We start from the raw sequence: 20520 nt of genomic DNA on the forward strand, positions 1-20520 counted from the left end.
AAGGGAAAGTGGTCTGTTTCAAATGCAATAACCCCCCGGTTTTCATGGGGGGGTTTGGGGGGGCTCTGGCCCTTGACTGTTGATTCAACAAGGAGAGATCGGGATGGTATTTTCATCCAATGTGTTCCTGTTCCTGTTCCTGCCGATCTTTCTCGGCTTGTACTACCTGAGCGGGCAACGCTATCGCAACCTGCTGCTGCTCATCGCCAGCTATGTGTTCTATGCCTGGTGGCGCGTGGACTTCCTGGCCCTTTTCGCCGGTGTCACCCTGTGGAACTACTGGATCGGCCTGAAAGTCGGTGCCGCCGGCGTGCGCACCAAGCCGGCCCAGCGCTGGCTGCTGCTCGGCGTGGGCGTGGACTTGGCCATCCTGGGCTACTTCAAGTACGCCAACTTCGGCGTGGACAGCCTCAACGCGATCATCACCAGCTTCGGGCTCAACCCGTTCATCCTGACCCACGTGCTGCTGCCGATCGGCATCTCGTTCTACATTTTCGAGTCCATCAGCTACATCATCGACGTGTATCGCGGTGATACGCCGGCCACGCGCAACCTGATCGACTTCGCGGCATTCGTGGCGATCTTTCCGCACTTGATCGCAGGCCCCGTGCTGCGTTTCCGTGACCTGGCCGATCAGTTCAACAACCGCACCCATACGCTGGACAAATTCTCCGAAGGCTGCACGCGCTTCATGCAGGGCTTCATCAAGAAAGTCTTCATCGCCGATACCCTGGCGGTGGTGGCGGACCACTGCTTCGCTCTGCAGAACCCGACCACGGGCGATGCCTGGCTTGGCGCCCTGGCGTACACGGCGCAGCTGTACTTCGACTTCTCCGGCTACAGCGACATGGCCATCGGTCTAGGCCTGATGATGGGTTTCCGCTTCATGGAAAACTTCAAGCAGCCCTACATCAGCCAATCGATCACCGAGTTCTGGCGTCGCTGGCACATCAGCCTGTCGACCTGGCTGCGCGATTACCTCTACATCACCCTGGGCGGTAACCGCAAAGGCACGCTGATGACCTATCGCAACCTGTTCCTGACCATGCTGCTCGGTGGTCTGTGGCACGGCGCGAACATCACCTACGTGATCTGGGGCGCGTGGCACGGGATCTGGCTGGCGATCGAAAAAGCCGTGGGCATCGACACCAACCCGCGCAGCATCAACCCGATCCGCTGGGCACTGACGTTCCTGCTGGTGGTGATGGGCTGGGTGATCTTCCGCGCCGAGAACCTGCACGTCGCCGGCCGCATGTACGGCGCGATGTTCAGCTTCAACGACTGGTCGCTGTCGGAACTGACCCGCGCCAACCTCACCGGTTTGCAGATCGCCACGCTGGCGGTGGCCTACATCACCCTCGCCTTCTTCGGCCTGCGGGACTTCTACACCAACCGTCCGCCGGTCAAGGCCAAGCCTGAGGTGAGCGCCGAAGCCAATGGCCCGGCCACCGCGCAACCGGGGCTGATCAAAGCCGTACCGGGCGACAACCCGTCGACCATCCATGAACCCGGCTACACCGTGGGCGTCGAAGCCCAGGTGCAACCGGCCTACTGGACCGTGGACTGGTCACGCTATGTGATGCGCGCCCTGGTACTGCTGTTGTTCATCGCCTCGATTCTCAAACTGTCGGCGCAAAGCTTCTCGCCGTTCCTTTACTTCCAGTTCTGAGGGATCCGGACATGACCCGCTCATTACGCATCTTCTACGTCGCGCTGTTTATGTTGATCCTGACGGCGCTGGGTATCTGGTCGATGCGCAGCTTCCTAGGCTTCAGCACCAACCCCGATGCGACCGTGCTCAACGGTCGCTGGGCCAAGGCCGTGGAAACGCACTACGACGATGAATTCCCGATCAAGCGCCTGGGCACCAACATCTGGGCCGCGCTGGACTACAAACTGTTCAACGAAGGCCGCAAGGGCGTGGTCCTGGGCCGCGACCAGTGGCTGTTCAGCGACGAAGAGTTCAACCCGATCGTCAACGAAGAGCAGAACCTGCAAGGCAACTACGCGCTGATCGAAGGCGTGCGCCAGAAGCTCAAGGAACAAGGCATCACCCTGGTCATGGCGATCGTGCCCGCCAAGGCGCGGCTGTATCCCGAGCACCTGGGTGAAGTGAAGCCGTCGAGCATCCACGCCAACCTGTACCAGGACTTCCACGCCCGCGTGGCGACGGACAAGATCCTCGCTCCTGATCTGCTCGGCCCGCTGCAACAGGCCAAGCAGAGCGGCCAGCAAGTGTTCCTGCGCACCGACACTCACTGGACGCCGGAAGGCGCGCAAATTGCCGCGGAACATCTGGCCAAAGCCATTGCCGAACGCACACCACTGAATGGCGAACCACAGCGTTTTGTCACCGAGCCTGCGGAGAAGATCATCCACAAGGGCGACCTGCGTCAGTTCCTGCCGCTCGATCCCCTGTTCGAAAACCTGATGCCGGCCCAGGAGCCGCTAGTCAAGCGCAACACCCGCGAAGCCGACGACCAGCCGGCCAGCGGTGACGCGTTGTTCGCCGATGCCCAGGTGCCCGTGGCGCTGATCGGCACCAGCTACAGCGCCAACCCCAACTGGAACTTCGTCGGTGCTCTCAAGCAAGCGCTGCACAGCGACGTCGTCAACTACGCCGAAGACGGCCATGGCCCGATTCTACCGATGCTCAGCTACCTCAAGAGCGACGCCTTCAAGAACAGCCCGCCACAGGTGCTGATCTGGGAGTTTCCTGAACGTTATCTGCCCGTGAACAACGAGATCGGCGACGCCGATCCGCAATGGGTCGCCGAACTCAAGCAAGCCGGCACCCGCCAACAGAACGTAGCTGCTAACACACAATCCGAGACGCCCGACCGGGCGCAAAACTGAAAGAGAGGTCCATCATGACTTTCAACACTACTCCTCGTCGTCTCGCTGCTCGCTCCTTCAAGGCCGTTGCCCTGGTCGCCAGCATGAGCGCCCTTTCCTTCTCAGCCTTCGCCGGTGACTCGGCCCTGTATGGCCCTGTCGCGCCGAAAGGCTCGAGCTTCGTGCGGGTCTACAACGCCAGCAACGCCGAAGTCAGCGCCACCGTCGGCAGCACTAACATCAGCGACGTCGCCCCCTTGGCCAGCAGTGACTTCAGCTTCATGCCTGGCGGCGACTACAGCGCCAAGGTAGGCAGCCAGACCGTACCGGTTAAACTGGCCTCCGATCACTATTACACCCTGGTCAACAACGCCAGCGGCCAGCCACAACTGATCGAAGAACCACCGTTCAAGAACAAGCAGAAATCCCTGGTCCGCGTACAGAACCTCAGCGACAAGAAGCTGACCCTCAAGACCGCCGACGGCAAGACCGACGTGGTTAAGGAGGTAGCGGCCAAGGGCCGTGGCGAACGTGAAATCAACCCGGTGAAAGTGTCCCTGGCTCTGTACGAAGGCGACAAGAAAGTCGGCGATGTGAAGCCAGTAGCCCTTGAGCGCGGCGAAGCGGCCGTACTGTACGTGACTGGTTCTGGCAGCAGCCTGTCGCCTGTCTGGGTCAAGCGCCCGGTGTCCACCCGCTGATGAGTTTTTCTGACTGACGCTTCACCTGTGGGAACGAGCAAGCTCGCTCCCACAGGACACAGGTGTCATTCGGATACGGAACAAAAACAAGAGAGTGAAACGACAGAACGCAGTAGCTCTAAAACCATTTTTGCTTCAAAGGAGTAACAAACATGATTCCGGTGATCTTGTCAGGTGGTAGTGGCTCACGTCTTTGGCCGCTTTCGCGCAAGCAATTCCCTAAACAGTTCCTGGCCCTGACCGGCGAACACACCCTGTTCCAACAGACCCTCGAGCGCCTGGTGTTCGAAGGCATGGACACGCCGATCGTGGTCTGCAACAAAGAGCACCGTTTCATCGTCAACGAGCAGCTGTCCGCCCAGAATCTGGAAGCCCAGCGCATCCTGATGGAACCGTTCGGTCGCAACACCGCGCCGGCCGTGGCTCTGACCGCGATGATGCTGGTCAACGAAGGCCGCGACGAACTGATGCTGGTACTGCCGGCGGACCACGTCATCGAGGATCAGAAAGCCCTGCAACGCGCATTGGCCCTGGCCACCGTGGCGGCCGAGCGTGGCGAAATGGTGCTGTTCGGCGTCCCGGCCACCAAGCCGGAAACCGGCTACGGCTACATCAAGTCGACCAACGACGCCTTGCTGCCTGAAGGCGTGAGCCGCGTGTCCCACTTCGTCGAAAAACCCGACGTCAAGCGCGCTACCGAGTTCGTCCAAGCCGGCGGTTACTTCTGGAACAGCGGCATGTTCCTGTTCCGCGCCAGTCGCTTCCTCGAAGAGCTGAAAAAACACGATCCGGACATCTACGACACCTGCCTGCTGACCCTTGAGCGCAGCGAGCAGACCGCCGACACCATCACCTTCGACGACGCCACCTTCGCCTGCTGCCCGGACAACTCCATCGACTACGCGGTAATGGAAAAAACCCAGCGCGCCTGCGTAGTGCCACTGTCGGCGGGCTGGAGCGACGTCGGTTGCTGGGCATCGCTGTGGGAAGTCAATGCCAAAGACACCAACGGCAACGTCACCAAGGGCGACGTCGTGGTCCAGGACAGCCGCAACTGCATGATCCACGGCAACGGCAAGCTGGTGTCGGTGATCGGCCTGGACAACATCGTTGTGGTCGAGACCAAGGACGCCATGATGATCGCCCACAAGGACAAGGTCCAAGGCGTCAAGCAGCTGGTCAACACCCTCAATGCCCAGGGCCGCACCGAAACCCAGAACCACTGCGAGGTCTATCGTCCGTGGGGTTCCTATGACTCGGTGGACATGGGCGGTCGCTTCCAGGTCAAGCACATCTCGGTCAAGCCGGGCGCGTGCCTGTCGCTGCAAATGCACCACCATCGCGCCGAACACTGGATCGTGGTCAGCGGCACCGCTGAAGTGACCTGCGACGAGAACGTGTTCCTGCTCACCGAAAACCAGTCGACCTACATCCCGATCGCGTCGGTTCACCGCCTGCGCAACCCGGGCAAGATCCCGCTGGAAATCATTGAAGTGCAGTCTGGTAGCTACCTGGGCGAAGACGACATCGAGCGCTTCGAAGATATCTACGGTCGTTCCACCCCACTGGAGCGCGGCGTGTCGGTGAAGACTATCGCCCAATAAGATCAGCAACGATCAGCCAGACAAGAAGCCCTCATCCAGCCCGCTGCGTCCCCTATCCGCAGTGGGTTGGGTGGGGGCTTTTTTTGCCTGGTCACATTCTCAGAGGTCTTCGATTCTGCTTGGCAAAGCCTTGCCATTTTGACATTGATGAAGCTGACAGTTTTTTCAGCTTCCCTGTTCGAAAGTACGCATTTTCCAGGTCGGTACGCGTTATATGGCCGGAGTCAATCATATATTTAGACATATTGCCGCCCCATTGCTGGTATTGATTGTTCACCCTTGTAAAATACTGGGTCTTGTAGACTCTACCGGGAAACATTTCAGTAAAAATTTCGTTGGCGAAATAGTCCGTTACGTACTCATCATAATTACCATAGTCCACATTCGTATCAGTTTCCGCCTGAAGACCTACATGTTCAAAGGAGGAAAAATGCAGACTTTCGTGAATAATGGTCGAAATAATTTTATCCGCATCAATCTGACCGTTATTCGAATAATCCGGTGCGTCCTCCACCATATAAATCCGCCCTTCGGGTGCCGTCCATGCGGGAGATCCAAATTCAAGATATTTTCCGTCTGGATTCATACGCCTATCCGCACTCATCAGTGTATTAAGTTGATGCTGTGAAACTTGCTCTAAGGCAATTACCTGTATTGGCAGCTTGAATCTATCGCTTATCCTCCTGGAAAGCTCAGTAAGATCCACATAATTTTCTACGTTCCACGAAGCTGTGGGCTCATAATCCCGCACCTCAGGAGGCGCTAAGTTAATGGGCGAAAATATCTCGCCCTGCTCCGGTGGACGAGCCATCGATAAAGCGGAGGACGCGCCTGCCCCAGGTGGGGGCGGAGGGCCCGGCGCTAAAGGCGGTGGCGGAGGAGGCCCCGGCGCAGAAGGCGGTTGGGAAATAAATGGCAGCAGATTGAACGCCGGAGGACCGGGTATGAACGACGCTTTACTTCCTTTATCACTCGCCGCCTCTTCCTTTATGCGCCCATCCGTATCCACAAATGTCAGCGGATTGTTTCCCACCATCGCGTATAGATTCAAACCGTCCACCGCCCCCGCCGGATCCGGATTAACCCAACGCTGCAACCACGGGACGTAATAACGAAAGCCATAGTAATAAAGCCCCGTCGCATCCCGCTCCTTGCCCGAATAACGAACCGTCTTGTACCCCACCTCGATCGCATTTTCACCAGCCGAATAGGCCGTCTCGCCAAAAGGATAATAATGCTCACGGCTGATGATCCGCCCATCAAGGGCGACCTCCAGGCCGACCGAGCCCAGATGATCGGCAACGCTGAACCGGTAAGCGTCGTTCTCTCCGGTCGGCGGCGTACTTTCCCAATGCAGGACCCGAACCTCGCTGAGCCCGCCCTGGGCGACGATCACTTGCAATGCCTCGCCCGTGCCGCTGTCGGCACGCAGTTCCAGCCCCGGCAGATATCGCACCTCGGCAGCCAGCGTGCGGGTGCCGGTCTGCAAGGTGCGAAGTTTGCGCGCCCGTTGTCCGCCGCCGTCGTAGACATACGCTTCGCTGTCGTTGAGCCCCGAGTCGCGCTCGATGGGCGTGACCGACCTCAACTGGTTGCGCAGATCCCAGGCCAGGAACCGACCGGCGTCCAGCTCCAGGCAATTGCCCTGTGCATCGAACGCGGCGGCGATTTCATCCTCGGTGGGCGGCACGCCGTTGCGGTAAGGCAGGCAGCGATTGCTGTGGCGAGCCGCTTTGATTTCCCGGCCATGGCTTTGGGCGCCGACGTGAGTCAGCTCCAAAAGGTTGCCGGCCTCGTCGTAGCGGTAGGCCTGTCGGTAATTGCTGACCGCCGCCGGGTCGTTGCGTCCTAGCGAGTCGGGGCCCTGGTTGACCGTTCCCGCCTCCCACCCCGTGGCTTCGATCAGTTGATAAAGACTGTCGTACGTGAAGCGGCTGATCGGATCGATGCGTTGGTTGGCGAAGTAGCGGATCGGCTGGGCCTGGTCTTCGATGCTCAGCACATTGCCCATCGGGTCGTAGTCGTAGCGCAAATGTTGCAGCACATGGTCGGCACGCATGGCTTGGCGTTCCGACAAGCGTCCGTCCTCTGGGTCATACGTGAGTGAAGTCAGCAAGCCGTTGCCGGCTGTTTCCTGCTCGATTTGTCCTTGGGCGTCGTAGCGAATGTCGCTCACCAACGCCTGCCAATCGTCTTGCCCCTCCAACAGCAATTGGCTGCCTGACAGCCGGCCATCGAGCGTAAGGCCTTGCCGTTGTCGATTGCCTCTGGCGTCGACCCGCTCCAGCACATCACCCAACGGCCCAACGCGCCACGTCGAAACGGCGCCGTCTCCCGGCTCCAGCAGGTGCTCGCGATCGCCCTCGGCTTCCGGCCAATCGGGCAGAGCCGCATCGAGGATGAAGCGGCGATCCTGCATGAGGTTTTGCCCGGTCAAGGCAAAGGATGCCAGTGACAAGGTGCCCGCCGTGTCGTCGTGGCGGATCAATTGCCCATACTGGTTGTGGGCTTGATCGCCCTGGCCCGGATAGCCATACGTCAGGCGTTCGGTACACCGGCGCGGCTGCCCGTCGCCTTGCTCGAATACGGCCACGGGACGCAACAGGTTGTCATGTATGACCTCACGCTGCGTGCCTCGTCCATCCCAACCCAGCAAGCCTTCGCCGGCGAGACCGGGCAGACCCGTCTGGATGCCCGCGTCGACGCTGTCTGCCTGCAGCGTAGTGCCGGACAGCGAATAAACCGCTGAAAGATTGGCGGGCGTCGATTCGCCCGTTTCCTGCAAGGCCCACAAGCGTGGATCCCACTGTTTCAACGTGTGCCCAGCCACGTCAAAGAGGCTGCGGTTGATGCGCCGCTGCGCGGGGCTATCCGCACGGCTGCGGCAATAGCCAATCGAACGAACCGGCAAGCTACGCGAGTCGACAGCGATTAACGTCGGCGTTCGATAATCCATGCCCATCAGCAGCAGCTCCGTAAAGTGCCAGGTAACCCGGCACATCTAACCAACGGTCGCGCAAGGCTGCCTACTGTCATGTATGACAGTGACGACGGACGGTGCAGGGCTGATGAATATCCATCGCCCGCGCCCTTCGGTAGGATGTGGCGATAGGAACGGAGGCTTCAACATGCTTATCGGCGTCGCGCTGGTCATCACCTGGCTCATCCTGCTATTGCGCTACCCGGCCAAGGCCTTGCCGGTTTCCCTGGCGGCGTTCGTCGGGCTGGGGCTGGTCGCGGCGTGGGTGCTTTGGCAGGAAAACCGCGAAACCCGGCAACTGGATCGCCTGGATGTGCGCATTGCCTATGCGCCTGAGCGCTGCCCTGCTAATCGTCCGCTGTCGTTGAGCCTGAAAAATGGCAACGACGTGCCGTTGACCGAGCTGCACTGGCGTATAGCGGCCTACGCGCCCGGCGACACCATCAACCTGGCCGAAAACGTCTACAGCTCACCCCGCTATCGCGGCCCTGGCGAACTGCAACCAGGCGCCGACTGGCAAGACTGCCTGCCGTTGCCGCCGTTGCGCCCCGGCTATCGCCCGCAAACCTTGGAGTTTCGTGCCGAGCGGTTGCAGGGTAGTTTTTCCAACTGATTCCATCACAACGTTACCCAAGGAAAGCGCCATGCCCGTTGCGTTGATCACCGGATGTTCCAGCGGCATCGGCCGCGCCCTCGCCGACGCGTTCAAGGCCGCCGGCTATCAGGTCTGGGCGAGTGCGCGCAAGGCCGAAGACGTGGCGCAGCTAAGCGCTGCCGGCTTCACAGCGGTGCAACTGGACGTCAACGACGGCCAGGCATTGGAGCAGTTGAGCGAGCGGATCAACCAGCAACACGGCGGCCTCGACGTGCTGGTGAACAATGCCGGCTATGGCGCCATGGGCCCGCTGCTGGACGGCGGCGTGCCGGCCATGCAGCGCCAGTTCGAAACCAACGTGTTCGCCATCGTCGGCGTGACCCGCGCATTGTTCCCCGTGCTGCGCCAGGCCAAGGGGTTGGTGGTCAATATCGGCAGCGTGTCCGGTGTGCTGGTCACTCCGTTCGCCGGCGCCTACTGCGCCTCCAAGGCAGCGGTACACGCCCTGAGCGATGCGTTGCGCATGGAACTGGCGCCGTTCGGCATCCGCGTGATGGAAGTCCAGCCCGGCGCCATCGCATCCAGCTTCGCCAAGAACGCCGGGCACGAGGCCGAACAGTTGATCAGTGAGCAATCGCCCTGGTGGCCGCTGCGCGACGGCATTCGTGCCCGCGCCAAGGCATCCCAGGACAACCCGACCCCGGCCAGCGAATTCGCCGCCGCGCTGCTCAAGGCTATCCAACAGCCCAAGCCACCCCGCCTGCTGCGCCTGGGCAATGGCAGTCGTGCATTGCCGCTGATGGCCGGCCTGCTGCCCAAGGGGTTGCTGGAGAAAGGCTTGATGAAGCGGTTCGGTTTGGGTCGGTTACTGTAATCGTTCCGGTCTTATTTGCCGTTGTGGCGAGGGAACTAGCGGTGACTGTATGGCTCCACCACCACGGTGCAGGTCATCCCCGCCGCCAGCAGCACGTCATCCGGCACTTCGTCCAGATGAATGCGCACCGGCACCCGTTGGGCCAGCCGTACCCAGTTGAACGTGGGGTTCACGTCGGCGATCAACTCACGGCTCTGGGGATTGTCGCGGTCGTAGATCCCCCGGGAAATACTTTCCACGTGGCCCTTGAGCACCTCGCCACTCATCAACTGCAATTGCGCGGAATCCCCGACCCGCACCTTGGGCAGCTTGGTCTCTTCGAAAAAGCCATAGACCCAGAACGAATTCATATCCACCACGGCCATTTTTGCCTCGCCGATGCGCGCGTAGTCGCCACGGTGCACGTTGAGGTTGGTGACGTATCCGTCCACCGCCGCGCGAACCTCGGTGCGGGCCAGGTTCAGCTCGGCCGCCTCCAGCTGCGCCTGGGCGTGCTGGTAGTCAGCCTGGGCTGAATCGGCGATGTTGCTGGCGTCGTCACGGTTCTCCCTTGAGATCACCAGGCTGTCCAGATCGGCGCGCCGATGGGCATTGACCTTGCGCATCTCCCAGGTGGCCTTGCGTGACGCCACCAGGGAGCGCGCCTGCTTCACCGCGATGCGGTAGTGCTCGGGGTCGATGCGCATCAACAGGTCGCCTTTTTTCACCAACTGATTGTCGCGCACCGGCACCTCGACCACCTCCCCGCTGACATCGGCAGCGACATTGATGATGTCGGCCCGTACCCGGCCGTCGCGGGTCCAGGGCGTGTTCATGTAATGCACCCACAATGTCCGGCCGATCCACAGCGCCAGGGCCACGATCAACAACGTCGCCAGCAGGCTGAAAAACTTTTTCATCGCATCGATCTCAACGGTAGACCGTCAGCGCCAGCGCGCCGAACAGACAAGTAAACAGACTCAGGCGCAGCAGCGCCGGGTGCCAGAAAAACCGGTACAGGTCCAACCCCGACAGGAACCGATCCAACGCCCAGGCCAGGCCGGCGGCGATAAAGAACATCAAGGTCATGGTGGGCATGTAGACGCCGTGGAAGGCGATTTCACGGGGCATGTTCAGGTTCCTGGGAAAGCGGCATGGCATGGCCGGCCAATGGCGATTGCGGGTCGAGCAAAGAGGTACGGATGAAGTGCAGGTAGCTTTTCACCCGGCGCAGGGCCGAGGTGTCGAAATGCGGGGCGAACGGTTCGTCGGTGGCCTGCACGCGGCTGATGGCGTGGTCCACCGCCACCAGGGCACGCTCCAGATTGTTCTGGCCGGGCTGGCGGAACAGCCGCACCAGCGCACGCCCCATCCCCCGAATCGCCTGGCGCCATGGCTGGCTCTCGGCGTAGGCCGGATGCACCGGTAGCGTCGCCTGCTCCTTGCGCAACTCGATGATGGCGTGGCCGATTTCCAGCACTACGAACATCCAGCGCAGCAAATCCCGTTGCACCCGGGGTTGCCCCGCCGCCAGTCCGTAGGCTTGGTGCAGCAAGTCCCGGCTGCGGCTCTCGAAACCCGAGGCCAAGCCCTTGAGCTTGCCGCTGATGGCGAACACCACCTGTTCGCGCAGGTCCTGTTCAAGCCGACGCCACAGCCAGCGGCTGTTGGGCGGCAGGATAATCGCGCCGGCGGCGGCACATACGAGCATGCCGAGGATCATCGCAATGTAATCGTTGATGAAGGTGTACGGGTTGTAGACCGTCAGGTTGTCCGGCACCGAGCCGGTGCAGAAAAAGATCAGCAACCCCAGCCCGACTCCGGCGTATTGCGGGCGGGAACTGAGGAACGAGCCCACGACGATCACCGGCGTCAGCATCACGCAGAGCAAGGGAAAACCGTCGATCAATGGAAAGACGAAAAACATTTCGACGAAGCCGATCAGCGCCCCTAACAACGTGCCGCAGGCCATCTGGAACGCCATGCGCTTGGGGTTCGGCGTGGCGGCGGACAGCCCGACGGTGGCAGCGGCAATCATCGTCATGGTCGCGCCGCTCGGCCAGGCGGTGGCGACCCAATAGCTGCCCAGCACCAAGAGGATGAACGCAGCGCGAAAACCGGAAGCGGCTGCCGCCAGCCCGTTGGTCTGCGACACGAAGGGCTCGTCCCAGCGTTCGCGTTCGTGGCGGTGGTCGGCCAGGGATGCGTGGGTCTGGGCGTAGCCGTGCAGGTCTTCGACAAACCGATATAACAGCTCGTAGGCGGTATGAAAATCCAACTGCTGCGCGTCACTGGGATCCGTCTCCAAAAACTGCGCGCGCAATCGACGGACCTGGGCCGGCAAGTCGGCCTTGTAGTCTGCCAACGCGGCCGCCAAGCGCGCCGCATCAGCATCAATCAAGGGCCGTGCGCTGAAACCGTCGAGCAGTTCGGCGAGGGTTTGCAATCCGGGCTCGATGGCGCTCGCCACCGAGTCCGCCGTGCCAGTGCGCAATCTTTCGAGCAATTGGTGCAAGGCGTTGAATCGGGTAGTGATGCCCATGAATTCGCTGTTCAAGCGACTGAGCCGGCCGTTGCGCCGGCGCATGTGCGGGTCTTCGAACACCGTCACGCTGCGCAGGCCCTCCAGGCCCACCGCTTCGGCGATGAAACCGACGTTACGCGCCTCGAATGCCTCGGGTTGGCTGCGCCCGCGCAAGCCGTCGGTGACGAACAGGGCGAACACACCAAAGCGCTGGTAAAGCGCGTTGCGCATGGCGGCACTGGCGGTTTGCGGCAGGATCGCGGCGCTGACCGCGGTGGAACAGAGGATCCCCAGGGAAATTTCCAACACCCGCCAGACCGCCGCCATGAAGGCACCCTCGGGATGGGCCAGGGCCGGCAGGCCGATCATCGCCGCGGTGTAGCCGGCCAGCACGAAACCATAGGCGCGAAAGTTGCGATAACGCGCCGCCCCCGCCGAACAGATGCCCACCCAGATCGCCAGGCACCCGAGGAACAGCTCGGTGTCCTGGGCGAACAAGGCGATCAACGCAACCATCACCGCCGAGCCGGCCAACGTGCCGAGCAAGCGATAGAAACTTTTGGCGAACACCTGCCCGCTCTGCGGTTGCATGACGATGAACACCGTGATCATCGCCGTGCGCGGCTGCGGCAGCTCCAGGCGCATCGCCAGCCACAACGTGAGGAACGCGGCCAGCAAGACCTTGAAGATGTAGACCCAGGTCACGCCGTCGCTGCGGGCCCAGTCGAAGAAACCACGGCGCCATTCGAGGCGATACAGCATGAGTAAATACGTCACGGAAGGAGCACTCAGCATCGTGGCGAGGGAGCTTGCTCGCGCTTGGGTGTGCAACACCCATGGGCGGAAACCGGGGCCGCTTCGCAGCCCAGCGGGAGCAAGCTCCCTCGCCATGGGCCATTGCTTGCAACAGGCATGTCACTGCCAGCCTCCAGCCCGCCGCCCAACGCGGTGACCAGATCGGCATGGGCACTCAGGCGCGCCGCCTCCACCCGTTGTTGCACCTGTTGTCGCTTGAACAACAGGCTTTGGGCATTGAGCACGTTGAGGTAATCGGTGAGCCCACGCTGGAACGCGATCAGCGCAATGTCATAGGTGCGCTGTGCCGCGGCAACGGACTCGGCGGCGAAAGCCTGTTGTTTGTCCATCGACTCGCGGCGGATCAACTGGTCGGAAATGCTCTTGAGTGCGTTCACCAACGTCTGGTTGTAGTGCGCCACGGCAATATCGTAGCCGGCGGTCGCCTCGCCCAATTGCGAACGCAGGCGACCGCCGTCGAAGATTGGCAACGAGATCGCCGGGCCGACGTTGTAGGTGAGTTTCTTGCCGGTCAGGAACTCCAGCGCCCCGCCGCCGGTGGCCATGTAGCCCAGGCTGCCTACCAGATCGACGTTGGGGTAAAAGCCGGCCCGGGCCACATCGATACCCCGTGCCTGGGCTGCCACTTGCCAGCGTCCGGCAACCACATCCGGGCGTTGACCGAGCAGTTCGGCGGGCAACGTGGACGGCAGCTTCAAGGCAGCACCCAAGGCCAGGGTCGGACGGTGCAAGCGCGCACCGTCTCCCGGTCCCTTTCCCGCCAGCGCGGCCAGTTGATTGCGGCTCAAGACGATAGCTTCGTCGAGGGCGTCGAGTTGACGATGGGTTTCGGGCAATGGCCCTTGGGCTTGGCTGACTTCGAAGTGCGTGCCGATGCCACCATCCAGGCGTTTCTGTGCGAGTTCGAGGATCTGCTCTTGCTGACCTAGGGTCGCAGCGACGATGTCGCGCTGGGCATAGTGCAGCGATAACTGGATATAGGCGCGCACGATGTTGTTCTGCAATTCCAACTGCGCCTGGCGCGCCTCGGCGACGCTGACATGGGCCAGGTCGACGGCCCGCTCGCTGGCATTGCGCTCGCGACCCCACAAGTCCAGGGCGTAGCTCAACCCCAGGGCGGCGTTATTGTCCCAAGTAGTGGTATCGGCCAGTTCGCCAGGGCCGTAGAACTGGTCGGTGGGCCAGTTGTGGCGCTTGAGTGTGGACTCGCCATTGATCTGCAGTGACTCGGCGGCCTCGGCGATTCCGGCCATGGCCCTGGCCTGGCGGACCCGCGCGGCGGCCATGGCCAGGCTCGGGTTGTCTGGCACGGCCAAATCGATCCAACGATCGAGTTGCGGGTCGCCATAGGCTTTCCACCACTGGCGGTTGGGCCAATGAGCGTCGTGGGCAGCCTCGCGAATCGCCTCGTCGGTCGCCAATTGGTCGGGCGACAACGCCTTGCCTTGCGGCGCAATTGCTCCCGTGCCGATGCAACCACTGATGGTTAACGTCAAAACCCAAACACTGAGAGTCTTCAGCTCTCTGCTGATGCAACGCGGCACAGGCGCAATATTCCTAAAGAAGGGGCTGACGACGGTCTGCGGATGACTGCAAGGCCTGTGGGAGCGAGCTTGCTCGCGATGGGGTCCTCGCATACAACACTGAAGTGAATGCACAGACGCCATCGCGAGCAAGCTCGCTCCCACAGGTCCTTGACACCAGATCGCTCTGCATTGGCAGCAATTCTAGGGACCGCCCCCGATAGCGATAAGCCGACCTTTCTGTGAATCTTTGTTACCGTAAACGCGATAATCAATAAGTAGGGTCCCGTCACGCTGTAACTTCATGTCACAATTTGACACCTCCCAAGAGAGCCCTCCATGGACACCTTGCAAAACATGCGTGCGTTCAGCTGTGTTGCCGAAGCCGGCAGCTTCACCGCCGCCGCCGCGCAGCTCGACACCACCACGGCCAATGTCTCGCGTGCGGTTTCCAACCTGGAAGCCCATCTGCAAACCCGCCTGCTCAATCGCACCACCCGACGCATCGCCCTGACCGAGGCCGGCAAGCGCTACTTGCTGCGTTGCGAGCAGATCCTGGCGTACGTCGAAGAAGCGGAAGCGGAGGCCAGCGACGCCCATGCGCGTCCGGCCGGGCAATTGAAAGTGCACACCATGACCGGCATCGGCCAGCATTTCGTGATCGACGCCATCGCCCGGTATCGCAAGACCCATCCGGATGTCACCTTCGACCTGACCCTGGCCAACCGCGTGCCGGACATCCTCGACGAGGGTTACGACGTCTCGATCGTGCTCGCCAGCGAACTGCCCGATTCAGGCTTCGTCTCCCAGCGCCTGGGAATCACCTACAGCATCGTCTGCGCATCGCCCGCCTACGTGAAGGCCAGCGGCTGCCCGCAGAAACCCGCCGACCTGCTCAACCATGCCTGCCTGCGCCTGGTCAGTCCGGTCATTCCGCTGGAGAAATGGGTGTTCGACGGCCCGGAAGGCCAGGAAATGGTCACCGTCAACAATTCACCGTTCCTGGTGAATTCCGCCGATGCCATGAAAACCGCCATCACCAGCGGCATGGGCGTGGGTGTACTGCCGGTGTATGCCGCCATCGAGGGTCTGCGCAACGGCACGCTGGTGCGGGTCATGCCCAACTACCGTTCCCAGGAACTGAACCTCTACGCCATCTACCCATCGCGCCAGTACCTGGATGCGAAGATCAAGACGTGGGTCGAGTACCTGAGGGGATCGTTGCCGGAGATTCTGGCGGCGCACCAGGCCGAATTGACGGCTTATGAATTGAGTGGAAGCCTGACGGGGCCACGGGTCGCGAACTGAATCCGCGACCGGCGCCGGGGGACAATATCAGCGTTTGCCCATCGAGCGACGCGTACCGGGAGGCGCGGCGCCGGGGGTCTTGGTATGGCCGTTCTTTGCGCCATTCTTGTACCAAGGCTGTTGCCCGGCCCCCTTGGCGGCCGCCAGTTCGCCGGGCTTGAAGGGAAACTTGAACGCCGGGATCGCCGGTTTTTCTTCAGCGCTGGAAACATCGCTGTCCGTCTGGGCAGACGGCTCGCCTTGCAAGCGTTCGTCCGCGGACGATGGTGTCGGGGAAGTCATGTAAGGCTCCGGGCGGGTATGCCGGGCTCGCTAGGTGAGCCGCGAAACGCAGCAGTATACCCGCCCGGAATCGCGGTGCCACGAAGCAGATTCCATGGCGGCGCTCCGTCCGACGGAAAACCGGGACGAAACTGACAGCCCTGACAGCTAGCCGTCACCTTCCTGACCGCCTCGCAACGCTATATAAGACAGATAGAAATCCCACCGTCCCGAACCGGCTCTTCGCATCCATGCACATTCAGAAAAAAACCGTCCTGCTCGTCGCGCTGTTGGTCGCCTTGGGCGCACTGGTCCTGTGGTTCTCGATGAAACCCGCCGCCACCAAACCTAGTGCTGCCAGCGCCGTACCGGTAAAGGTCGTGAGCGTGGTGGAAAAGGACGTGCCGCGCTTTGCCAGTGGGATCGGCACGGTGTTGTCGCTGCACAGCGTGGTGATCCGTCCGCAGGTCGACGGCATCCTTACCAGGCTGCTGGTCAAGGAAGGACAATTGGTCAAGAAAGGCGATCTGCTGGCAACCATCGACGACCGCTCCATCCGCGCCAGCCTCGACCAGGCCCGCGCCCAACTCGGCGAAAGCCAGGCACAACTGGCGGTGGCCCAGGTCAACCTCAAGCGCTACAAAGTGCTGAGTGTCGATGATGGCGTATCCAGGCAGACCTACGACCAGCAACAGGCGCTGGTCAACCAACTTAAGGCCACCGCCCAGGGTAACCAGGCGGCCATCGACTCGGCGCAGGTGCAACTGTCCTACACCCAAATCCGCTCGCCGGTGACTGGCCGTGTCGGCATTCGCAATGTGGATGAAGGCAATTTCCTGCGCACCAGCGACACCGAAGGGTTGTTCACCGTGACCCAGATCGACCCGATCGCCGTGGAGTTTTCCCTCCCGCAACAGATGCTTCCGACGCTGCAGCGACTGATCGCTGCCCCGGACCAGGCATTGGTCAAGGCCTACATCGGCGCCGACGGGGCCACCGGGCAATTGCTCGGCGAAGGCCGACTCAGCCTCATCGACAACCAGGTCAATACCAGCACCGGAACCCTGCGGGCCAAGGCCGAATTCAATAACGCCGCACAACGGTTGTGGCCGGGGCAGTTGGTCACGCTGAAAATCCAGACCGCCGTCGACAAGGGTGCGCTGGTGGTGCCGCCGACCGTCGTCCAGCGTGGGCTGGAGCAACCTTTCGTCTACCGGGTCAACGGCGACAAGGTGGAGAGCGTGCCGGTTGAAATGGTTTACCAGGACAGCGACATGCACATCATCAACGGCGTGAACGCGGGTGACCAACTGGTGAGCGACGGCCAGTCACGGCTCAAGCCAGGCGCCAGCGTCCAGGTGATCGGGGACCCGCCCGCCGTGGCGAAGACCGGGCAGGCGCAACCATGAAGGGGCGTGGTTCGGTATCGGCGTGGTGCATCGACCATCCCATCGCCACGGTGCTGTTGACGTTCGCCCTGGTGCTGCTGGGGCTCATCGCCTTTCCTCGCTTGCCTGTCGCGCCCTTGCCCGAAGCGGAATTCCCGACCATCCAGGTCAATGCGCAACTGCCCGGTGCCAGCCCCGAGACCATGGCTTCGTCGGTGGCGACCCCGCTGGAGGTGCAATTCAGCGCCATCCCCGGCATTACCCAAATGACCTCCAGCAGCGCGTTGGGCTCGACCAACCTGACCCTGCAATTCAGTCTCGACAAGAGCATCGACACCGCCGCCCAGGAAGTCCAGGCCGCCATCAACACCGCCGCTGGCAAGCTGCCCAACGACATGCCGAACCTGCCGACCTGGCGCAAGGTCAACCCGGCGGACAGCCCGGTGCTGATTTACAGCATCAGCTCCAACCTGATGCCCGGCACCGAACTGAGTGACTACGTCGAGACCCTGCTCGCCCGCCAGATCAGCCAGATCGATGGCGTCGGGCAAATCTACATCACCGGCCAGCAGCGCCCGGCGATCCGGGTCCAGGCCTCGGCCGACCGACTCGCGGCCATCGGCCTGACCTTGGCCGATGTTCGCCTATCCCTCCAGCAGGCCAGCCTCAACCTGGCCAAGGGTGCGCTGTACGGCGAGTCGAGCATCTCTACGCTGTCCACGAACGATCAGTTGTTCAAGCCCGAGGAATACGGTGAGCTGATCGTGGCCTACCGGGACGGGGCGCCGGTTCATCTCAACGACATCGCCAAAGTCGTCAACGGTTCGGAAAATGCCTACGTCCAGGCCTGGTCCGAGGATCAGCCCGGGGTCAACCTGGTCATCTTCCGCCAACCGGGGGCGAACATCGTCGAGACCGTCGACCGCATCCAGGCGGCGCTACCCACCCTGGAGGCCATGCTCCCCGCCGCAGTGCAGGTCAAGGTCATGATCGATCGCACCCAGACCATCCGCGCCTCGTTGCATGAAGTGGAAATCACCCTGCTGATCGCGGTGCTGCTGGTGGTGGCGGTGATGGCGCTGTTCCTGCGCCAGCTCTCGGCGACCCTGATCGTCTCGGCGGTGCTCGGGGTGTCGTTGATCGCCAGTTTCGCCCTGATGTACGTGATGGGCTTCAGCCTGAATAACCTGACCCTGGTGGCGATTGTCATCTCGGTGGGATTCGTGGTGGACGATGCCATCGTGGTGGTGGAGAACATCCACCGGCACCTGGAAGCCGGCGAGGGCATGCGCGAGGCGGCCATCAAGGGCGCCGGGGAAATCGGCTTCACCGTGGTGTCCATCAGCTTCTCGCTGGTGGCGGCATTCATTCCGCTCTTGTTCATGGGCGGCGTGGTCGGGCGCCTGTTCAAGGAGTTTGCCTTGACGGCTACCTCGACCATCCTGATTTCGGTGGTGGTGTCCTTGACCCTGGCGCCGACCCTGGCCGCCTTGTTCATGCGCGCGCCAAAGCACCCCGCTCACGCCCAACCGGGCTTCGGCGAACGCCTGCTGGGCTGGTATGAACGAGGCCTGCGCCGGGCCCTGGCTCACCAGAAGCTGATGATCGGTGTGTTCGGCCTGACCCTGGCGCTGGCGGTGGTGGGCTACGTGTTCATCCCCAAGGGCTTCTTTCCGGTACAGGACACGGGCCTGGTGCTCGGCACCAGCGAAGCCGCCGCCGACATCTCATTCCCGGACATGGTGGCCAAGCACAAGGCCCTGGCCGAGATCGTTGCCGCCGACCCGGCGGTGCAGACCTTCTCTCACTCCGTCGGTGTCTCGGGCAACAACCAGACCATCGCCAACGGCCGTTTCTGGATCGCCCTGAAGCCTCGGGGCGAGCGCGATGTATCAGCCAGCGGCTTCATCGATCGTATCCGACCCAAGTTGCTGAAGATTCCCGGCGTGGTGCTGTACCTGCGGGCCGGGCAGGACATCAACCTCAGTTCCGGCCCCAGTCGCGCCCAGTATCAGTACGTGCTCAAGAGCAACGACGGGCCGACCCTCAACGCCTGGACGCAGAAACTCACCGACAAGCTACGCAGCATTCCGGCGTTCCGCGACATCTCCAATGACCTGCAACTGGGCGGCAGCATCACCCACATCAACATCGACCGCAGTGCAGCGGCGCGCTTCGGCCTCACCGCCACGGATGTCGACCAGGCGCTGTATGACGCGTTCGGCCAGCGGCAGATCAACGAGTTCCAGACCGAGACCAACCAGTACAACGTGATTCTCGAACTCGACACACAACAGCGTGGCAAGGCCGAAAGCCTGGCGTATTTCTACCTGCGCTCGCCCCTGACCGGGGAGATGGTGCCGCTCTCCGCCCTCGCCCGCTTCGACGCTCCCACCAACGGCCCGTTGTCGATTGCCCACGATGGCATGTTCCCGGCCGCCAACCTGTCGTTCAACCTGGCACCAGGCGTGGCATTGGGGGATGCGGTGCGGCTGCTCGACCAGGCCAAGAACGAAATCGGCATGCCTGCGGCCATCACCGGCAATTTCCAGGGTGCGGCCCAAGCCTTCCAGAGTTCGCTGAAAAGCCAGCCATGGCTGATCCTCGCCGCCCTGGTGGCCGTCTATATCATCCTCGGCGTGCTCTACGAGAGTTTCGTGCATCCGTTGACCATTATCTCCACGCTGCCCTCGGCCGGCCTTGGCGCGCTGATCATGCTGTGGCTGCTGGGTCAGGATTTCTCGATCATGGCGTTGATTGGGCTGGTGCTGCTGATCGGGATCGTCAAGAAGAACGGGATCCTGATGATCGACTTCGCCATCGACGCCCAGCGAAACGGCGGGATGACGCCCCAGGATGCGATCTTCCAGGCCTGTATGACACGGTTCCGCCCCATCATCATGACCACCCTCGCCGCGCTGCTCGGTGCGCTGCCGCTGATGCTCGGCTATGGCGCCGGCGCAGAGCTGCGCCAGCCGTTGGGCATTGCCGTGGTCGGTGGCTTGCTGGTGAGCCAGGCGCTGACGTTGTTCACCACACCGGTCATATACTTGTGGCTTGAACGACTGTTACATCGACCCGCCCCTCGAAACGGCCCTGCGCCGACGGCGGCGCTGGCGAATACAGACTGAG

Annotated in this window: 15 protein-coding genes; 9 read left to right on the forward strand and 6 right to left on the reverse strand. The window is 61.9% G+C overall.

The features are described 5' to 3' along the window. The first annotated feature begins 103 nt into the window (after nt 1-103). The 4 genes from M1D68_RS20450 (at nt 104) to M1D68_RS20465 (ending at nt 5140) form a co-directional block, all read left to right on the forward strand. The gene (locus tag M1D68_RS20450) at nt 104-1669 is read left to right on the forward strand and encodes an MBOAT family O-acyltransferase (RefSeq protein ID WP_420765395.1); all 1566 of its coding nucleotides are present in this window, start codon (nt 104-106) and stop codon (nt 1667-1669) included. Nucleotides 1670-1680: 11 nt separating this feature from the next. Beyond that, nucleotides 1681-2856: an alginate O-acetyltransferase gene (locus M1D68_RS20455; protein ID WP_457968126.1), complete on the forward strand. Its 1176-nt coding sequence runs from the start codon at nt 1681-1683 to the stop codon at nt 2854-2856. 14 nt (nt 2857-2870) lie between these two features. Further along, nucleotides 2871-3536 carry an alginate O-acetyltransferase AlgF gene (locus tag M1D68_RS20460; protein ID WP_420765397.1) on the forward strand — a complete coding sequence of 222 codons (666 nt, stop codon included), beginning with the start codon at nt 2871-2873 and terminating at the stop codon, nt 3534-3536. A 152-nt stretch (nt 3537-3688) separates the two neighbouring features. Then, nucleotides 3689-5140 carry a mannose-1-phosphate guanylyltransferase/mannose-6-phosphate isomerase gene (locus M1D68_RS20465; RefSeq protein ID WP_420765398.1) on the forward strand — a complete coding sequence of 484 codons (1452 nt, stop codon included), beginning with the start codon at nt 3689-3691 and terminating at the stop codon, nt 5138-5140. A gap of 91 nt (nt 5141-5231) precedes the next feature. On the opposite strand, the gene M1D68_RS20470 is transcribed toward M1D68_RS20465, so the two are convergent. Next, on the reverse strand, nt 5232-8102 hold the full coding sequence (locus tag M1D68_RS20470; RefSeq protein WP_457968127.1) for an RHS repeat domain-containing protein: 2871 nt from the start codon (nt 8100-8102) through the stop codon (nt 5232-5234). A gap of 166 nt (nt 8103-8268) precedes the next feature. Here M1D68_RS20470 and M1D68_RS20475 point away from each other — a divergent pair, with 166 nt between their 5' ends. Further along, nucleotides 8269-8733: a multidrug transporter gene (locus M1D68_RS20475; protein ID WP_457968128.1), complete on the forward strand. Its 465-nt coding sequence runs from the start codon at nt 8269-8271 to the stop codon at nt 8731-8733. A 31-nt stretch (nt 8734-8764) separates the two neighbouring features. Then, a complete protein-coding gene (locus tag M1D68_RS20480; protein ID WP_457968129.1) occupies nt 8765-9589 on the forward strand; it encodes an SDR family oxidoreductase in 825 nt (274 codons plus the stop codon). 35 nt (nt 9590-9624) lie between these two features. Here M1D68_RS20480 and M1D68_RS20485 read toward each other — a convergent pair whose 3' ends face one another. Genes M1D68_RS20485 through M1D68_RS20500 form a run of 4 tightly spaced genes read right to left on the reverse strand, consistent with a single transcriptional unit; the run spans nt 9625 to nt 14452 of the window. Further along, complete coding sequence (locus tag M1D68_RS20485) at nt 9625-10488, reverse strand: efflux RND transporter periplasmic adaptor subunit (RefSeq protein WP_434560497.1); 864 nt, start codon at nt 10486-10488, stop codon at nt 9625-9627. Nucleotides 10489-10498: 10 nt separating this feature from the next. Continuing rightward, the gene (locus M1D68_RS20490) at nt 10499-10699 is read right to left on the reverse strand and encodes a DUF1656 domain-containing protein (RefSeq protein WP_003205331.1); all 201 of its coding nucleotides are present in this window, start codon (nt 10697-10699) and stop codon (nt 10499-10501) included. Then, nucleotides 10689-12887, reverse strand: a complete 2199-nt coding sequence (locus M1D68_RS20495) for an FUSC family protein (protein WP_457968130.1) — start codon at nt 12885-12887, stop codon at nt 10689-10691. Before M1D68_RS20495 ends, M1D68_RS20490 begins: the two co-directional genes overlap by 11 nt. After that, nucleotides 12881-14452 (reverse strand): efflux transporter outer membrane subunit, encoded by a 1572-nt coding sequence (locus tag M1D68_RS20500; RefSeq protein ID WP_457968131.1) that lies wholly within the window; start codon nt 14450-14452, stop codon nt 12881-12883. Before M1D68_RS20500 ends, M1D68_RS20495 begins: the two co-directional genes overlap by 7 nt. A 318-nt stretch (nt 14453-14770) precedes the next feature. Between M1D68_RS20500 and M1D68_RS20505 the strand changes: the two genes are divergently transcribed. After that, nucleotides 14771-15739, forward strand: a complete 969-nt coding sequence (locus tag M1D68_RS20505; RefSeq protein WP_420765406.1) for a LysR family transcriptional regulator — start codon at nt 14771-14773, stop codon at nt 15737-15739. A 27-nt stretch (nt 15740-15766) separates the two neighbouring features. Here M1D68_RS20505 and M1D68_RS20510 read toward each other — a convergent pair whose 3' ends face one another. Further along, a complete protein-coding gene (locus tag M1D68_RS20510; RefSeq protein ID WP_420765407.1) occupies nt 15767-16021 on the reverse strand; it encodes a hypothetical protein in 255 nt (84 codons plus the stop codon). A gap of 230 nt (nt 16022-16251) precedes the next feature. Between M1D68_RS20510 and M1D68_RS20515 the strand changes: the two genes are divergently transcribed. Next, entirely contained in the window at nt 16252-17409 is a 1158-nt protein-coding gene (locus M1D68_RS20515; RefSeq protein WP_457968132.1) for an efflux RND transporter periplasmic adaptor subunit, read from the forward strand. After that, nucleotides 17406-20519 carry a multidrug efflux RND transporter permease subunit gene (locus M1D68_RS20520; protein ID WP_434560505.1) on the forward strand — a complete coding sequence of 1038 codons (3114 nt, stop codon included), beginning with the start codon at nt 17406-17408 and terminating at the stop codon, nt 20517-20519. Before M1D68_RS20515 ends, M1D68_RS20520 begins: the two co-directional genes overlap by 4 nt. The last annotated feature ends 1 nt before the right edge of the window (nt 20520 follow it).

Source organism: Pseudomonas sp. R4-84 (assembly GCF_054130985.1).

Bases quoted from the DNA above. Each gene is read 5' to 3' on its own strand.
- M1D68_RS20450 (WP_420765395.1), top strand. From the start codon at position 104: ATGGTATTTTCATCCAATGTGTTCCTGTTCCTGTTCCTGCCGATCTTT.
- M1D68_RS20455 (WP_457968126.1), top strand. From the start codon at position 1,681: ATGACCCGCTCATTACGCATCTTCTACGTCGCGCTGTTTATGTTGATC.
- M1D68_RS20460 (WP_420765397.1), top strand. From the start codon at position 2,871: ATGACTTTCAACACTACTCCTCGTCGTCTCGCTGCTCGCTCCTTCAAG.
- M1D68_RS20465 (WP_420765398.1), top strand. From the start codon at position 3,689: ATGATTCCGGTGATCTTGTCAGGTGGTAGTGGCTCACGTCTTTGGCCG.
- M1D68_RS20470 (WP_457968127.1), bottom strand. From the start codon at position 8,102: ATGGGCATGGATTATCGAACGCCGACGTTAATCGCTGTCGACTCGCGT.
- M1D68_RS20475 (WP_457968128.1), top strand. From the start codon at position 8,269: ATGCTTATCGGCGTCGCGCTGGTCATCACCTGGCTCATCCTGCTATTG.
- M1D68_RS20480 (WP_457968129.1), top strand. From the start codon at position 8,765: ATGCCCGTTGCGTTGATCACCGGATGTTCCAGCGGCATCGGCCGCGCC.
- M1D68_RS20485 (WP_434560497.1), bottom strand. From the start codon at position 10,488: ATGAAAAAGTTTTTCAGCCTGCTGGCGACGTTGTTGATCGTGGCCCTG.
- M1D68_RS20490 (WP_003205331.1), bottom strand. From the start codon at position 10,699: ATGCCCCGTGAAATCGCCTTCCACGGCGTCTACATGCCCACCATGACC.
- M1D68_RS20495 (WP_457968130.1), bottom strand. From the start codon at position 12,887: ATGCTGAGTGCTCCTTCCGTGACGTATTTACTCATGCTGTATCGCCTC.
- M1D68_RS20505 (WP_420765406.1), top strand. From the start codon at position 14,771: ATGGACACCTTGCAAAACATGCGTGCGTTCAGCTGTGTTGCCGAAGCC.
- M1D68_RS20510 (WP_420765407.1), bottom strand. From the start codon at position 16,021: ATGACTTCCCCGACACCATCGTCCGCGGACGAACGCTTGCAAGGCGAG.
- M1D68_RS20515 (WP_457968132.1), top strand. From the start codon at position 16,252: ATGCACATTCAGAAAAAAACCGTCCTGCTCGTCGCGCTGTTGGTCGCC.
- M1D68_RS20520 (WP_434560505.1), top strand. From the start codon at position 17,406: ATGAAGGGGCGTGGTTCGGTATCGGCGTGGTGCATCGACCATCCCATC.